Genomic DNA, 14,502 nt, shown 5'->3' with positions numbered 1-14,502 from the left:
CTGCCGGAGCCGCAACGAGACCGGGGAGCAAGAGCCGTGGAGAACCCGAACCCGTCCGCCGCAGCGGGCCGACAGCCCGAAGGTGGGGCCACCTTGCCACCAATGGCCGGTGACACGAGCCCCGACTCCCCCTGGCCGCTCCGAGTCTTCTCCGAAAAGCTCAAGCAGCATGTCGAAAGGGCGCCGGCGGCCTGGATCGAAGGCCAACTACTCGAAGCCAATGTCCGCAACGGCCACGCCTACCTCACCATGCGCGATGTTGATGTCGAATATTCGCTGTCGGTCAACGTCTGGTCCTCGGTGATGCGTCGGCTGGACACCAAACCAGAGGTCGGTTCCCGGGTGGTGGCCCGCGTGGCACCCAACCTGTATTTGAAGACCGGCCGACTCTCCATGATCGCCTCGGATTTGAGGCCGGTGGGGCTCGGTGATCTACTCGCCCGGCTCGAACGGTTGCGCCATGCGCTGGCCGAGGAAGGGCTGTTCGATCCTTCTCGGAAACTTCGCCTTCCGCTCCTGCCGCAACGCATTGGTTTGATCACCGGGCGTGACTCGGACGCCGAAAAGGACGTCATCCGCAATGCCACACTGCGCTGGCCCGCGGTGGAATTCGCGGTCCGTAGTACCGCAGTGCAGGGGGTCAATGCCGTTCCGGAAGTCATGGCCGCACTCCGGGAGCTCGATGCCGATCCTACGGTCGATCTCATTGTCATCGCCCGAGGTGGTGGCGCCCTGGAGGACCTGCTGCCGTTCAGCGCCGAGGAACTCGTACGTGCGGTCGCCGCAGCTAAAACACCTGTGGTCAGCGCGATCGGCCACGAAGCCGATCGGCCGATTCTGGACGACGTGGCCGATGTGCGGGCTTCCACCCCCACTGATGCCGCCAAGCGGATCGTCCCTGACCTCACCGAGGAACTGCAGGGTATCGACCAGGCCCGGCGGCGGCTGGACCGTTCGGTGGTCCTCTTCTTGGACCGTGCCTCCCAACAACTTGACGCCCTGCGCACTCGACCAGTCCTGGCCCATCCGGAAGGCATGGTGCAGGTCAGAAGCGAAGACCTGGAGCGGCTGCGCGAGAGATCCCATCGGTCCATCGATATGTTGGTCCGTCGCGGGCACGACGCCGTGGCGCACCTGCGGGCCCAGGTCCGGGCACTTTCACCACAACAGACCCTGGACCGGGGGTATGCGGTGGTGCAAACGAGCGAAGGTACGGTGGTCCGCTCCCCCGCCGAGGCCCCCACCGATACCGAGCTGGCCATCCGGCTGGCCCGTGGAAAGCTCACCGCCGTCGTCTTATCGGGGCATGACGACCCACACGAGGCAGCACACGATAGAAAGGCATCAGCATGACCGAAACGGACTCCACAGCAGATATCACCGCGCTGAGCTACGAGCAGGCCCGCGAGGAGCTCGTGGCCGTCGTGGCCCAGCTCGAAGCAGGAGGTGCCAGTCTCGAGCAGTCGCTGGCCCTCTGGGAACGTGGCGAGGCGCTGGCAGCCCGCTGCGAAGCCTGGCTCGAAGGAGCCCGGGAACGTCTGGATGCGGCACGCAACCGTGCCGGTCGCGGCGACACCGAGGATCCTCCGGTCAGCTGAACGGTTCAGCCAACGTCCTTCGCTTCCTTGAGCCGGCGGCGTTCGGCTTCCACATCGAACCGGGCGGCCGGCCATTGCGGGTGGATCCCGGTCAAGGTTTCGAGCAGCAAATGCTGGACGGCCACCCGGGCATACCATTTGCGGTTGGCCGGGACGACGTACCATGGGGCGTGCTCGGCGTCGGTTTCTTCGATGACCCGCTGGTAGGCCTGCATGTACTCCTCCCAGAGAAGCCGATCATCAATGTCGTCGGGGGCGAACTTCCAGTATTTGTCCTTGCGATCCAGCCGTTCGGAAAGTCGTTGATACTGCTCCTGCGGGGAAATATGGAGCATGACCTTGATGATGCGCGTGCCTTCGTCTGCGATGCGCTGCTCGAACTCGCGGATCGCCCCGTAGCGTCGTTCGATTTCCTGGTCGGCGGCCAGAGACCTCACCCGGCCGATGAGCACGTCCTCGTAATGCGATCTGTCAAAGACCCCGATCATGCCCGCATGCGGCAGACGGCGTTCGACTCTCCAGAGGAAGTCGTGGCGCTTCTCGGCCGTCGTCGGTGCCTTGAACGATTGCAGCTCCACCCCCTGCGGGTCCACGGACCCGATGACGTGGCGCACGATGCCTCCCTTGCCGGCGGTGTCCATGGCCTGCAGAACCAACAACACCCTTTCGGTGGCGTCGCCCCCGATCGCCTGCGCGTAGAGGCGCTCCTGGAGGTCATCGAGGCGTTCGTCGGCGGCAGCCAACGCCTTCCTGCCGTCCTTCTTGCCTCCGGGGAAGCCGGGCTTCGCTCCCGGGTCGGCATCCTGCAAGGAGAAACCCCGACCGGCCCGCAACAGGGACGATAGCGGGTGGGTGACTCCGAAGGATGCCCCGGGAAAGTCCTGGGATTTCTTGTGCTTTGTGCCCATCTGAGGCCCCTTTGCCGTTGCTTCGCCCGGCGGCACCTCCACCGTGCGATCCACTATGCCATCCGGGGCACTCCCCCGATAGCGCCGGAGCGTCCCCGGATGGAAGGGAATGGTTCAGCGGCGGATATCGTCCAGGAACTCGGCGATCCGTCCGATGGCTTCCTCCAGGTCGGGTACCGAGGGCAGGGTCACCAACCGGAAATGGTCTGAGGTGATCCAGTTGAAGGCCCGCCCGTGGGAGATGAGGATCTTCTGCTGTTTGAGCAGGTCCAGGGCGAACTGTTCATCGTTATCGAAACGGAAGACCTCCCGGTCCAGTTTCGGGAACAGGTACATCGCCCCCTGCGCCTGCTGGACCGAAACGCCGTCGATATCGTTGAGCAACCGGTAAGCGGTGTCCCGCTGCTCCTTGAGCCGGCCGCCGGGCAGCAGGAGGTCGTTGATCGATTGGTATCCACCCAGGGCCGTCTGGATCGCGTGTTGCGCCGGGACGTTGGCGCAGAGACGCATATTCGTCAGCAGGTTGATGCCCTCGATGTAGTCCGCAGCCTGATGCCGGGGCCCGGAGATCGCCATCCAGCCGGCCCGGAAACCGCAGACCCGGTAGGCCTTGGAGAGCCCGGAGAACGTCATGATCAGCACGTCGTCGGCCAGGGCCGCCGTGTTGTAGTGCACGGCATCGTCGTAGAGGATCTTCTCGTAGATCTCGTCGGAGAAGACGATCAAGGAATGTTTGCGGGCCAGCTCGAGCATGCCCTCCAGGATGTGCTTGGGGTAGACCGCGCCCGTGGGGTTGTTCGGGTTGATGATCACCAGGCCCTTGGTCCGCGGGGTGATCTTCGCTTCGATGTCCTCAAGATCCGGTAGCCACCCTTCCTCCTCGATATTGAGGTAGTGCACCGGGGTGCCCCCGGCCAGTGAAACCGATGCGGTCCACAGCGGGTAGTCCGGCGCCGGGATGAGGATTTCGTCACCGTTATTCAACAGGGCGTTCAGGCTCAGGGTGATCAGTTCGGAAACCCCGTTGCCCAGGTAGACGTCATCAACGCCGATCGTCTGGATGCCGCGGGTCTGGTAATACTGCGAGACGGCTGTCCGGGCGGAAAAGATCCCGCGGGAATCCGAGTAGCCCTGGGCCTGGGGCAGGTTGCGGATGATATCCACCAGAATCGAATCGGGGGCGTCGAAACCAAAGGGTGCCGGGTTGCCGATGTTCAGCTTCAGAATCCTGTGCCCCTCGGATTCCATCCGTTGGGCGTGCTCGAGGAGCGGGCCGCGGATGTCGTACAGGACGTTGTGGAGCTTATTGGACTGCTTGAACTCGGGCATTGTCCCAGCATATGACAGCAGCGCCGGGTCGTCGTGGAAGGACGACCCGGCGCTGCGGCATCTGTTCTGTGGGGTGCCGGCCTACTTGCCGTCCAGCCCCTTGTCCTTCAGCCACTCGGCTGCGGCATCGGCGGGGTCCAGTTTCGCGTCGCCGGAGACCGAACGGTTCAGTTCAACCAGGTCATCGGTAGTCAATTCGCTGGAGACCTTATTCAGCACCGCAGCCGCGTCCTGGCTGACGACGCCGGAGTTGATCAGCGGAAGGACCTGCTGGGCGATGAAGTTGTCCTTCGGGTCCTCCAAGGAGACCAGTCCGTTGTCTTCGATCGCCGGGCTGGTGGTGAAGATGTCCGCGATCTGGACCTGATCGGAGATCAGCGCCTTGACGGTCAGCGGGCCTCCGCCATCGGCGATGGGTTCGAAGGATTTGGGAACACAGTCGTAGGCCTTCTTCAGTCCGGGCAGCCCGTAGGCCCGCGTTTTGAATTCCGGCGGAGCGCCCAGGACGAGTTTGTCGCAGACCTTCGCCAGATCCGACACGGTCTTGAGGTCATATTTCTCGGCCGTCGCCGAGGTGACGACCATCGAGTCCTTGTCTTCCGCCGCTGAGGCCTTGAGCACGCCCAGCCCTTCGGGCACGGCCTTCTTGAGCGCCTCGGTAATCTCCGTATCGGAGACGGCCTTGGCGTCCTTATCGAAGAACAGCAGCAGGTTTCCCGAATAGTCGGGGACGACGTCGGCCGACCCGTCCTTCACGGCGCCGACATAGGCCTCGCGGGCCCCGATGCCCGGTTTGGTGGTGGCTTCGATGCCGGCGCCTTCCAAGGCTCCGGCATAGAGCTCGGCGATGATCTGGGATTCGGGGAAATCGGCGCTGCCGATGACCAGTGGTCGATCCAAGGCCGATCCCGAAGCCTGTGGGCTATCTCCGGCGAGCGGGTCGGAGCCACTACAGGCCGACAGGCCCAGGGCTGCGACGATTCCGAGCGCTGCCATCAGCCGCACGCGGCGGACTGGACGGGCTCCAGAGGTGTTGATGTGGTTCATGGGGTGCCTCCTGTGTTGGTTCTCAAGCCGGGCGAGACGGCAATCCGTTGGACCATCGCCAGCACCGCATCAACCACAATAGCCAATGCTGCAATGATGACGGCCCCGCCGAAGACCTGGGGGTAGTCACGGACGGCAATGCCGTCAATGAGATAGCGGCCCAGACCTCCGAGATTGATGATCGAAACGATGGCGACGGTGGCAATAACCTGCAAGACAGCCAGACGCAGGGCGCCCATGAGGACGGGCAACGCGTTGGGGACCTCGACGGTGAAAAGCACCTGCGATTCCGTCAGACCCATGGCCCGGGCCCCATCGACGACTCCCGGGTTGACGGCCGAGATGCCGGCGGCGATGCCGGCCAGCAGTGGTGGCACCGCCAACAGCACCAGCGCCCAGATCGGCGGCATGATCCCCAGGGTCCCCGAGAGCAGGATGAACAAGGTGACCATGCCCAACGTCGGCAGGGCACGCAGCATGCCGGATCCGGCAATGACGGCGACCCGGCCCCGGCCCGTGTGCCCAACGTAGAGGCCGATCGGCACGGCGATGACCAAGGCGATGGCCAAGGTGAGACCCGTATAGGCCAGATGCTCGACCAGACGGGTCGGTATGCCTCCGGGACCCGAGAGCGTCCCGGGGCGGGAAAACCATTCGGCGAGTCCGCCCAGTGGGCTGGCAGTGGGCACGGCAGCGGGCAGCAGGGCGATCGCGGCAGTGGAGGCACTCATGCTGCCACCCACCGTGTCGGTCGGGGTGCCGTCCGGGCGCGCTCCCAGGGGGTGAGCATCCGTTGGGCCAGCACCAGGATCAGGTCCATCAACAGGGCCAGCACCAGGGTGGCGACGATGCCCACCCCGACTTCGAAGGTGAAGCTGCGCCGCAGTCCGTCCATGAACAAGGTTCCCAGGTTGTCGATGCCGATCAGTGCCCCCACGCTGACCAACGAGATGTTGCTGACCGATACCACGCGCAATGCGGGGAAGAGGACCGGCAGCGATAACGGCAAGTCCACCGAGAAGAACCGACGCACGGGCCGGTAGCCCATGGCATCGGCGGCACGTAGTACCGCGGGATCCACCGATTCCAGGGCGTCGGCCGCGCTACGGACCAGCAGGGCGATGGCATACATGGTCAAGGCGACGATGATGTTCAGCGGGTCCAGGATCTGGGTGCCCAGGATGGACGGCAGCACCACGAATAAGGCCAGTGAGGGAATCGTGTAGAGCAGGGCGCTGAGCTGGACGACGCCCCACCTCACGGTACGACGGCGCCGGGTTCCATTGATGCGGATCAGCCGGGCCACGGGAATGGAGATCAGGGCAGCGAGCAGCAGCGGCAGGATGGATTGAATGAGGTGGCTACCGGCCAGGCTCAGGATCTCCTGCCAATGACCTTCAAGCCACTTCATCGTGGTCTCTCCCACCGATCTGACGGCCAATTTCCGCGGCGTCCAGAAGTCCGGTTTCGGTTCCGTCCTCGTCCACGGCGAGCGCCAGCCCGGAGAGCGACGTCAGGGCGGCATCCAAGGCGGCACGGACGGTGGACGATCGTGGGATCCGGACGGCGTGTGCCACATCGTCGTCGGTATGCCCGGCCATCGGCTTCCAGTGCAGCTCGGTGGCGGGGCGGAAGGACAGCGCCCTGAAACCGCGGTCGCGGCCGATGAAGTGGGCGACGAAGTCATTGGCTGGGGCCCGGAGTAGTTCGTCGGGTGGGCTGAACTGTTGCAGCACTCCCCCGTTACCCATCACGGCGACGTGGTCTCCCAGCAGAACCGCCTCGTCAATATCGTGGGTGACGAAAACGATCGTCTTGGAGAGCTGGCCTTGCAGGCGCAGCAGTTCGCTTTGCAGCTCTCCGCGGACCACCGGGTCCACGGCGCTGAAGGGTTCGTCCATGAGGAGCACGGGGGGGTCCGCGGCCAGGGCCCGGGCCACCCCCACACGTTGCTGCTGGCCTCCGGAGAGTTGGGCCGGATACCTGCCGGCGAGCTCTGCGTCGAGCCCCACCGTGTCGAGCAGTTCCTTCACCCGGCGACGGTAGTCGGCCTTCGCGGTACCGATGAGTCGGGGCACCGTCGCGATGTTCTCGGCAATCGTGCGGTGCGGCATCAGGCCCCCGGCCTGCATGACATACCCCATGGAACGGCGCAGTTGATAGGGGGCGACGTCGGCGATATTGCGGCCATCGACCTCGATGGTGCCCGAGGTCGGATCCACCATGCGGTTGATCATCCTCAAGGAGGTGGTCTTCCCGCAGCCGGAAGGACCCACGAAGACGGTGATGGAGCCCTCCGGGATCTCCAGGTTGAGATCGGAGACTGCCGGAGCACCGCCGTCGTACTGTTTATTGACGTTCTCAAAGCGGATCATGGACGGCCCCCGTCAACGTGGTGGTGGTGTGCTTTCACTGCCCAGTCGACCCGTGAGGTCCGCTCCAACCGGGACAGCTCCTCGAGGTCGAACCAACCTGCCTGTGAGGTGGTGCCGTCAACTTCGAATTCCAGCTCACCACCGGTGATTTCTGCCGAGTAGAGCACCGCCACGTTTTGCAGTGGTTTATCGGTCGGGTGAAATCTGGATTCGGCAGGTATATGTCCGGCGTCCACGTCCAACAGTCCTGTCAGGCGCACGTCGTAGCCGGTTTCCTCCGAGACCTCTCTGACGGCTCCGTCTTCGATGGCCTCTCCAAGTTCAACGCCTCCCCCGGGCAGCGTCCATCGGGGGGTGAAGCCCGGCCATCTGGAACGCATGTCCCACAGGGCCAGCAAGATTTTGGAGTGACGGACCACCACACAATAGGCGGCCAGCCGTGTATCGAAACCTGTGTCCGGCTCCCGGGGCGCAGTGCTCATGGCCCCAGCGTACTGCGCCGGTCGGCCTCCCGCTCCGCGAACCGGGCCGCATGTGGTGGAATATTGGCATGTCTGCCGCCAAGAAGCCCTCAGGAAGCACCTCGTTGGACGAGGTTGACCGTGTGCTGATCTCCGAACTGCTCGCCGATGCCCGCATCAGCAATGCCGCGTTGGCCCAGCGGGCGGGGATCGCTCCGTCGACGGCCCTGCTGCGCACCCGCCAGTTGGTCGAACGCGGGATCATCGAGGGCTATCACGCTCGACTGCATCTACCGGCGGTCGGCCGTAGCGTCCAGGCGTTGATTGCCGTGAAGTTGCGCATCCACGACCGCGTTCAGATCGACAGGTTCACCGGTGGGGTTCCGCAGTTGCCCGAAGTCCTGTCGATGTTCCATGTCTCCGGCGGCACCGACTACCTGCTCCATGTGGCGGTTCCTTCAACGGAGGCACTGCGTGATTGGGTGCTGGACAACCTGGCGACCGATGAGGCCGTCGGCCATACCGAGACGACGCTGGTCTTCGATCACGTCCAGGGCCAGGCCGGCCCGCTCTGAAGAGCTGGCTGATGCCCCTAGACAGCGTCGGGCTGCCGGTGGGCCAGCACGCTGATCGCCACCGCCAGGCATCCTGCGGCAATCACTCCGGCGAACCAGGCCACCGCTGACGGTAAGCCGATCACTCCGGCGACCAGGCCGAGGCACAGGACCGGGACGGCGCTGCCCAGATAGGTCACCACATACACGGTGCTGATCACCTGGGAGTGTCGGGCGGGTTCCACCGCCAGGGCGACGTCGTTGAAGGCCGTGCGGAAGGCGGTGCCTTGTCCGGCACCGGCGAGCAGGCTGGCGGCGATGAGCAATGGCAGGCTGCGTACCGACCCTGCCACGGCAATCAGGACGATCCCGGCGGCCATGACCATCAGTGCCACCGGCAGCAGCTTGCGGTGCGAACGCCCCAGCAGTTGGGCGGCGGCCGAAGCGATCAGGGTCAGGGCGGCCAATGCTCCGATGCCCAGCATCGAGGTGATCCCGAACAGGTCGGCGAAATAGCGCGGGGCCAGCGAGAGCCCGAATCCGAAGAGGGCGAAGCTGAGGAACCCGATGGAAGCCGCCCGGCGGAACTGCACGCGGGCATCGGCTACGGGGCCCAGCCGGCGTGGCCGCAGGGCCTTCACCGCAGCGGCTCCGGGGGCAGGGGCCAGGGCGGGGCGGGCGTGCAGCACCCACAACGGCACCAACACGAGTAGCAAGGCGAAGCCCAACAGGAGGAACGGGGTCAGGTCGGGCCGGGGCAGGACGCCCAGCGCACCGCCCAACAGAGGGCCCGCAGCCACCCCCGACGCCGAAGCCAACAGGGTCAGCCGACTGGCCCACTCGGGGTTGCGGGGCAGGAGTTCACGCAGGGCGGCGCTACTGGCGCCCGTGCAGAGGGCGACGGCCGCCCCCTGCAGGATGCGTCCGAAGATCAGTCCCCCGAGCCCGGTGGCCAGACCGAAGACCACCGCTCCGGCCAGGCCCACGAGGACCGCGAGGACCAGGGCGGCCCGGCGGCCGATGTGATCGGACCAATGACCGTAGAGCACCAACCCGGCGATCAGCGCCAACACATAGGAGGCGAAGGCCAGGGTCACGGCGAACGGCCCCAACCCGAGCTGCTCCTGCAGGAGCGGATACAGCGGGGTGGCCAGGTTCGCGCCGATGAGCAGAAGCGTCATGGCAGCGAAGGTCAGCAACAGGCGGGCCTTCACCGAGGCATCCCAACCGCGGTTCGGTGCCGTGGGGTGGGCGCGCATACGCAGTTCGCTGATGACGGTCACAAGGCCTCGCAGGGTGGGGTTCGGCGGCGGTGGTCTCCACGGTGGATGTCCCGTTTTGACCTTCGAGTAATCATTCTGGGTGAGGATGGCCCCAAATATTTCACCTCGAGAGCACTAATTGATGATTTCGATCAAAATTCGACGTGAATGTGATCTACTGGGATGCATCATGGCTACTTTTGATGAACTCGAATTGCGTTTGGTCCTCGCCCTGCTCGAAGAACCCCGGGCGCAGATCGGGGACCTCTCCACCACGTTGGGGGTGGCCCGGAACACCGTGCAGTCACGACTTAAGCGACTCGATAGGACCGGGGTGTTGCGCCACGGCGGACGAGAGGTCGATGTGGCGGCGCTGGGTTTCGACGTGCTGGCGTTCATCACCATCGAGGTCTCCCACCGCGAACTCGACGCCGTCATCGCTGCCCTGAGGACCCAGGAACAGGTCCTGGAGGTCCATGAGATCTCCGGGCGCGGTGACGTGTGGTGCCGCGTCGTCGCCCGGGACACCCACCACCTTCAAAGCCTGCTGCGCTCGATCCTGCGCATGCGTGGGGTGATCCGTACGGAAACCTCCCTGGCCTTGAGCGAACATATTCCCTACCGGGCCGAACCGCTGCTGCGGCACCTCGCGGGAGCCGGCAGGCACTAAGCTGGAAGACGTCCGGACCCGGGATCAAAGACAACGCAGAACGTGGGAGCATCAGGTACTTGTCGGCATTGACACAGCGGTTGCAGGAGATTTCCGGCATGCCGCAGCCGGACCCACTGGCCTCGCCCGCCACGGCCCATGGCTGGCTTGAGCTGGCCTACGACCGCGCCTACTCGGAAGACCATCCCGGTGCCGCGCGCGCGGCGGCCGCGGGACTGGACATCCTCCGCCCCCTGTTGACCGGTTCCCCGGCGGCTCCTGCCCCCGAGGTGGGCCCCATCCCCGCCGGCGAGTCCCCCGCCCTCGAAACGGCGTTGTCGTTGCTCGGGGTCCTGGCCTCGGTCCAGCAGCTCGACGGAAACCTCTCCGATGCCGAAGAGGCCGCCGCCCGTCGCATCGTCCTGTTGCGCGCGGCCCAACGGACCCATCAGGCAGACCTCGAAGAACATCTGGGAGGACTCCTCTTCCGGGAACCCCTCCCGGAGGAAACCGCCATCCTGCAGGCCGCTCTGGCCACCCATGCGGCTTCGGGCGCCAGCGCCGATGTCCTAGCCGATGCCCGGCTGCCCCTGGCCGTGGTGCGTTTCGAAGGAGGCGACGAATCGGCGTTGGAGGAACTGCAGCGTTGCGCCGACGACTACCGTGATGGCGGCCGCCCCGAAAGTGAGGCAGGGGCCCTGCTGTATCTAGCCCACGGATTCGCCAAACACGGTCGGCAGCCAGAAGCCATTGAAGCGGCCGACCGTTTACTGGCCCTCCAGACGAACCTGGCGATGCGGGCAGCGATCTGGATGGTCAAGGCCTCCTGCCACCACGAGCTGGGGCATCCGGTGGAGGCCGAAGGCTGCGCCGTTGAGGCGTTGGAACTGTATTCGGTGACTGGGGTCCGCCGCGGGGCGATCTCCGCCGCCGCCTTGGTGGCCAATTTTGCCTCGGCGGATCTGGACCAGGACGCAGCGATCACCGCCTGGCGGATCGCCGTCGAACAAGCCGAACGCGGCGAATTCGAGGAAACCTGGGCCATCCGCCTCGCCTTGGGCAACCAGTTATTGGAAGCCGAGGAGTTCCTGCTCGCCGAAGAAGTTCTCGAATCGCTCGCCCATCTCTTGCAGGCCCGTGGGCGAGAAGACGACGCGGCCCGGACGTTGATGTCCCTCGGGCACTGCCTGCGTCACCAGGACCGCGAGGTCGATGCCCTGCAGGCCTGGGAAAAGGCCGCCGCCGGGTTCGAGGCGTCGGGTCTGGCCGGGGATGCCGCCCGCGCCCATCTCAGCGCCGGCACGCTCCTATCAGACGCCGAGGATCCCGGTGCCTGCCTGGGGCATTTCTCCCGGGCCACCGAACTGGCACGTGCTTGCGAAGATGATCCGACCGTGCTCCCGGTCGCCCTGCATGCTTACGGCCATGCCCTCTCCGAAAGCGGGGATCCTGCCGGTCTGGTGATCCTCGCCGAGGCGATCAAACTCGCGGACGAGGATGGGGCGGATTGGCATCAGGCCGATTTCCGGGATACCCGCGCCCGCTCTCTCTGGGCCCTGAACTACCCCACCGAGGCCGTGGCCGCCGCGCTGGAGGCCGCCGACCTGTTCCGGGTGGCCGAGGACACCGATGGGGCCGGCAATGCCGAACTTTTTGCCGCCCATGTGCTGTCCCAGACGGACCGCGGGGATGAGGCCGTCCAGTTATACCGTCTGATCGCCGCCGAGCATCGCCAGAGCGTAGCGCACTTCTATGCGGCCCAACGTGGTCTCTCCGAGGCACTCACCACCATGGAATTGCCGGTTCAGGCCAAGGAGGCGGCCGATCTAGCCAACCGGGCTCTCGTGGAGGCACAGGAGACCTACGCCCGCGACGATGAGGACCCGGAGGGGGAAGCTCCGGAGAACGAGGAAGCCCTGCCCGAGACTGCCGACCCAGCGGATCCCGTCGAGGATGCCGAGCCAAAGAACCTTCCTGAGGATCCGGAGCAGGGTTAGCTGCCCGCGCCTAGCCGGCCAGCTCGGCCAGCCGGCGGGCCACCTCCAGCCGGGCTCGCGCTTCCCGGTCCCAGGTCCGCATCCCCGGCCTTCTGGCGCCGGCAATCAGGGAAACGGCCACCGCAGCGGCCCGTGCATACAGGCAGCGGGCGTCGACCTCCCGGGAGAATTCGGCTCCCCAGACTTCCAGCGTGGACCAGATGGCCGACTCACGCTGCCGGTTTCGGCCCCCCAGCGCAGGAATCATGCCCAGGTGTCCCAGCAGGCAGGCGAGGTCATCGACCCGGTGTCCCGGTCCCACCGAGTCCAGATCCAGCAGCCCACTGACCGTTCGGCCCTCCATCAAGACGTTGGCTTCATAGAAGTCACCGTGCACCGGAACGACCGGCCCGGGGTCCTGGGCGTCGATCACCTCTCGAAGGTGTCGGGATAACGCGGCGATCTGCTGGACGTCCTCCGGCAGGGCGCAGCCGGCCGCGTGGGCGTAGCGGGCCAACCGGTCCGTCCAGGACGGGCGGCGGGGAAGCTCGAGCACTGCCGCGGGGAGTCGATCCAGCAGGGATACCAGTGTGGCCGGCTCCAGGCCTCCTGCTCCGTCCAGACGCAGTGCAGCACCGAGCGGTTCGCCGGGAAGCCCTGCCGTGGCCACGACCGAGTGGGCCACCGGGCTGATGACGTCGGCCACGGGCAGGCCGGCATCGGCGAGCAGCCGATGGCGCAGCGCCAACGGTTCTGCCTGGCCGGGACGGAGAACCTTCAGATACAGCCTGCGGGTTGCCACCACCGGTCCGGGGGTCGAGAAGTCGGCGCGGAAAACGGCCCGGCGCAAGGGACGGTAGGTCATGGTCCGCAGGCCCGTCAGCCGATCGCCCTGACCCCAGAGCCGCTGGGCTTCGGCAGCGACCCCGGCCCGGGCCAGTCCGGGCAACCGGGGGTCCTGCGGGTGGAGCCAGCTGGAGATGCGAAGCGGACTCTTGGCTTCGGCAGTGTCCTGGGGGGCTGGCAGGTGGGATTGACGCAGCCCGGGCGTCGCTTCCAGCGGTTCGGTGCTCAGGCCCACGAACTGTTCTGTCGTGCCGCGGCGAAGCGAGTAGACGCCGCTGGCTCCGGCGCCGGGACGCAGCTGAAACTGGACCTGACGGGCCGTGTCGACCACGCGGGCTTCGAAGCGGTCCGCCCAGATCTGGGCCATCAGTGTTTCTGCGTGGCGGCCCAGGGCCTCTGCCTGTTCGGCGTCGGACCATCCGGGCTGCATGGGTGGGGACCGCTGTTTCGGCTACCGCCGGTTCAGGCCCTGCGGCGTTGCAGGACGGCGTCGAGATTCATGCCACTGCTCTGCGCTGTGGGGCGATGGCGCGGAGCTTCGGGGACGGCCCGGACCTCTTCGCCGCGCTCGGCCCGTTCCGCCTGTTCGGCCAGTTGGGCTTCCTGTTCGGCGATGCGGGTCTGCGCCAGGATGCTGGTGGCCTTCTGCGGCTTCTTTTCCTCGCCGGCCGGCAGTGGCTCCGGGGCCGGGCGTTCGGCCTTGGCGGCCCCAACGTAGGTCGGTTTCGGTACGGCGACCGGTTCCCATGTTGCGGGGGCGGTGGCGGCAGCCAGCGGGGCATGGTGCCGGACGCTCCCGTTTGCTTCGGGGGCTTGGGCCGCTGCGGTCTCCTGCTCACGGGCGTCGAAGACCTTGGTTGCCTGACGCCGGATCACTGGCTCGGCAGGCTGGGTGTCCATGGCTTCATGGAAGATCGCGTCCATGCGGGCCAGAACCTTCCGCCGACGGTCCCGCACCGCGAGGGCCCTCAACCCCATGAAGGATCCGACGAGCACGATCAGCCCGACGAGCGGGACGAATCCCGAGAGGATTCCGAACGGGGCCAGCAGGCCCCCGACGACCAGGGCGAGCGCAGCCAGCACGCCCGTCAGGGCGATGGCCAGTCGGCCGTATCGGATCCGGAAGACTGCCGTGGTCGGTGCGGCGGACCGGGTCCGTGCGGGCGTTGCCATGGTGTTCCTCCGGGGACGTTCGGTGTCGTGGGTTCGGGTGTTCTTGGGGGCCGGTGCCGGCTGCAGATCGGCCGGATCGGGGCCGACCCTTTCCACGGTTTCCTCCGCTTGGCCGGGCGCTGATGTGAAGGCTTCGTCGAGGGTCGAGGCGAGGACGAGGGCGGGCTCGCCGGTGCGCCGACCGCGACGGATGAGTGAGGGGACGATGAAGGCGAGCAGCACGGCGATCATGGCCGCCAGAACCACTGAACTTTCGACTTGGATGTCCACACCTCGACGTTACGTGGCCCACCGTGCAGGTGTCGGCATTGACCCCGGTGTGTC

The 14,502-nt window shown here is 66.1% G+C and carries 15 protein-coding genes; 5 read left to right on the top strand and 10 right to left on the bottom strand.

Annotated elements, in window-relative coordinates:
* Nucleotides 1-102: 102 nt before the first annotated feature.
* Nucleotides 103-1,353 (top strand): exodeoxyribonuclease VII large subunit, encoded by a 1,251-nt coding sequence (xseA, locus tag FM101_RS10910; RefSeq protein WP_086999527.1) that lies wholly within the window; start codon nt 103-105, stop codon nt 1,351-1,353.
* Complete coding sequence (locus FM101_RS10905; RefSeq protein WP_086999525.1) at nt 1,350-1,598, top strand: exodeoxyribonuclease VII small subunit; 249 nt, start codon at nt 1,350-1,352, stop codon at nt 1,596-1,598. The genes xseA and FM101_RS10905 overlap by 4 nt, the downstream gene beginning before the upstream one ends.
* 5 nt (nt 1,599-1,603) lie before the next feature.
* On the opposite strand, the gene FM101_RS10900 is transcribed toward FM101_RS10905, so the two are convergent.
* The 7 genes from FM101_RS10900 to FM101_RS10870 all read right to left on the bottom strand — a co-directional run bounded on the left by FM101_RS10900 (nt 1,604) and on the right by FM101_RS10870 (nt 7,739).
* Nucleotides 1,604-2,506: a PPK2 family polyphosphate kinase gene (locus FM101_RS10900; protein WP_086999523.1), complete on the bottom strand. Its 903-nt coding sequence runs from the start codon at nt 2,504-2,506 to the stop codon at nt 1,604-1,606.
* A 114-nt stretch (nt 2,507-2,620) separates the two neighbouring features.
* Nucleotides 2,621-3,835: a pyridoxal phosphate-dependent aminotransferase gene (locus FM101_RS10895; RefSeq protein ID WP_086999520.1), complete on the bottom strand. Its 1,215-nt coding sequence runs from the start codon at nt 3,833-3,835 to the stop codon at nt 2,621-2,623.
* Nucleotides 3,836-3,916: 81 nt separating this feature from the next.
* Entirely contained in the window at nt 3,917-4,882 is a 966-nt protein-coding gene (locus tag FM101_RS10890; RefSeq protein WP_086999518.1) for an ABC transporter substrate-binding protein, read from the bottom strand.
* The gene (locus FM101_RS10885) at nt 4,879-5,613 is read right to left on the bottom strand and encodes an ABC transporter permease (RefSeq protein ID WP_086999516.1); all 735 of its coding nucleotides are present in this window, start codon (nt 5,611-5,613) and stop codon (nt 4,879-4,881) included. The genes FM101_RS10890 and FM101_RS10885 overlap by 4 nt, the downstream gene beginning before the upstream one ends.
* On the bottom strand, nt 5,610-6,293 hold the full coding sequence (locus FM101_RS10880) for an ABC transporter permease (RefSeq protein ID WP_086999514.1): 684 nt from the start codon (nt 6,291-6,293) through the stop codon (nt 5,610-5,612). The genes FM101_RS10885 and FM101_RS10880 overlap by 4 nt, the downstream gene beginning before the upstream one ends.
* Complete coding sequence (locus FM101_RS10875) at nt 6,280-7,257, bottom strand: ABC transporter ATP-binding protein (protein ID WP_086999512.1); 978 nt, start codon at nt 7,255-7,257, stop codon at nt 6,280-6,282. The genes FM101_RS10880 and FM101_RS10875 overlap by 14 nt, the downstream gene beginning before the upstream one ends.
* Complete coding sequence (locus tag FM101_RS10870; RefSeq protein WP_086999510.1) at nt 7,254-7,739, bottom strand: NUDIX hydrolase; 486 nt, start codon at nt 7,737-7,739, stop codon at nt 7,254-7,256. Before FM101_RS10870 ends, FM101_RS10875 begins: the two co-directional genes overlap by 4 nt.
* 68 nt (nt 7,740-7,807) lie before the next feature.
* On the opposite strand from FM101_RS10870, the gene FM101_RS10865 reads away from it, so the two are divergent.
* Entirely contained in the window at nt 7,808-8,293 is a 486-nt protein-coding gene (locus FM101_RS10865; RefSeq protein WP_086999508.1) for an Lrp/AsnC family transcriptional regulator, read from the top strand.
* Between the two features lie 17 nt (nt 8,294-8,310).
* On the opposite strand, the gene FM101_RS10860 is transcribed toward FM101_RS10865, so the two are convergent.
* A complete protein-coding gene (locus tag FM101_RS10860) occupies nt 8,311-9,555 on the bottom strand; it encodes an MFS transporter (RefSeq protein WP_086999506.1) in 1,245 nt (414 codons plus the stop codon).
* A 169-nt stretch (nt 9,556-9,724) separates the two neighbouring features.
* Here FM101_RS10860 and FM101_RS10855 point away from each other — a divergent pair, with 169 nt between their 5' ends.
* Nucleotides 9,725-10,204 carry an Lrp/AsnC family transcriptional regulator gene (locus tag FM101_RS10855; protein ID WP_087000021.1) on the top strand — a complete coding sequence of 160 codons (480 nt, stop codon included), beginning with the start codon at nt 9,725-9,727 and terminating at the stop codon, nt 10,202-10,204.
* 98 nt (nt 10,205-10,302) lie between these two features.
* Nucleotides 10,303-12,180 carry a hypothetical protein gene (locus FM101_RS10850; RefSeq protein ID WP_086999504.1) on the top strand — a complete coding sequence of 626 codons (1,878 nt, stop codon included), beginning with the start codon at nt 10,303-10,305 and terminating at the stop codon, nt 12,178-12,180.
* Nucleotides 12,181-12,190: 10 nt separating this feature from the next.
* On the opposite strand, the gene FM101_RS10845 is transcribed toward FM101_RS10850, so the two are convergent.
* Nucleotides 12,191-13,435, bottom strand: a complete 1,245-nt coding sequence (locus FM101_RS10845; RefSeq protein ID WP_086999502.1) for an aminoglycoside phosphotransferase family protein — start codon at nt 13,433-13,435, stop codon at nt 12,191-12,193.
* Nucleotides 13,436-13,467: 32 nt separating this feature from the next.
* Nucleotides 13,468-14,448 (bottom strand): hypothetical protein, encoded by a 981-nt coding sequence (locus tag FM101_RS10840; protein ID WP_086999500.1) that lies wholly within the window; start codon nt 14,446-14,448, stop codon nt 13,468-13,470.
* Nucleotides 14,449-14,502 lie beyond the last annotated feature (54 nt).

This window comes from Arthrobacter rhombi, from assembly GCF_900163545.1.
GTDB classification, from domain to species: Bacteria; Actinomycetota; Actinomycetes; order Actinomycetales; family Micrococcaceae; genus Arthrobacter_H; species Arthrobacter_H rhombi_A.
Note: the sequence above shows the minus strand (reverse complement) of the source record. Positions and strands in the feature narration are given on the sequence as shown.

Bases quoted from the DNA above. Each gene is read 5' to 3' on its own strand.
- xseA (WP_086999527.1), top strand. From the start codon at position 103: ATGGCCGGTGACACGAGCCCCGACTCCCCCTGGCCGCTCCGAGTCTTC.
- FM101_RS10905 (WP_086999525.1), top strand. From the start codon at position 1,350: ATGACCGAAACGGACTCCACAGCAGATATCACCGCGCTGAGCTACGAG.
- FM101_RS10900 (WP_086999523.1), bottom strand. From the start codon at position 2,506: ATGGGCACAAAGCACAAGAAATCCCAGGACTTTCCCGGGGCATCCTTC.
- FM101_RS10895 (WP_086999520.1), bottom strand. From the start codon at position 3,835: ATGCCCGAGTTCAAGCAGTCCAATAAGCTCCACAACGTCCTGTACGAC.
- FM101_RS10890 (WP_086999518.1), bottom strand. From the start codon at position 4,882: ATGAACCACATCAACACCTCTGGAGCCCGTCCAGTCCGCCGCGTGCGG.
- FM101_RS10885 (WP_086999516.1), bottom strand. From the start codon at position 5,613: ATGAGTGCCTCCACTGCCGCGATCGCCCTGCTGCCCGCTGCCGTGCCC.
- FM101_RS10880 (WP_086999514.1), bottom strand. From the start codon at position 6,293: ATGAAGTGGCTTGAAGGTCATTGGCAGGAGATCCTGAGCCTGGCCGGT.
- FM101_RS10875 (WP_086999512.1), bottom strand. From the start codon at position 7,257: ATGATCCGCTTTGAGAACGTCAATAAACAGTACGACGGCGGTGCTCCG.
- FM101_RS10870 (WP_086999510.1), bottom strand. From the start codon at position 7,739: ATGAGCACTGCGCCCCGGGAGCCGGACACAGGTTTCGATACACGGCTG.
- FM101_RS10865 (WP_086999508.1), top strand. From the start codon at position 7,808: ATGTCTGCCGCCAAGAAGCCCTCAGGAAGCACCTCGTTGGACGAGGTT.
- FM101_RS10855 (WP_087000021.1), top strand. From the start codon at position 9,725: ATGGCTACTTTTGATGAACTCGAATTGCGTTTGGTCCTCGCCCTGCTC.
- FM101_RS10850 (WP_086999504.1), top strand. From the start codon at position 10,303: ATGCCGCAGCCGGACCCACTGGCCTCGCCCGCCACGGCCCATGGCTGG.
- FM101_RS10845 (WP_086999502.1), bottom strand. From the start codon at position 13,435: ATGCAGCCCGGATGGTCCGACGCCGAACAGGCAGAGGCCCTGGGCCGC.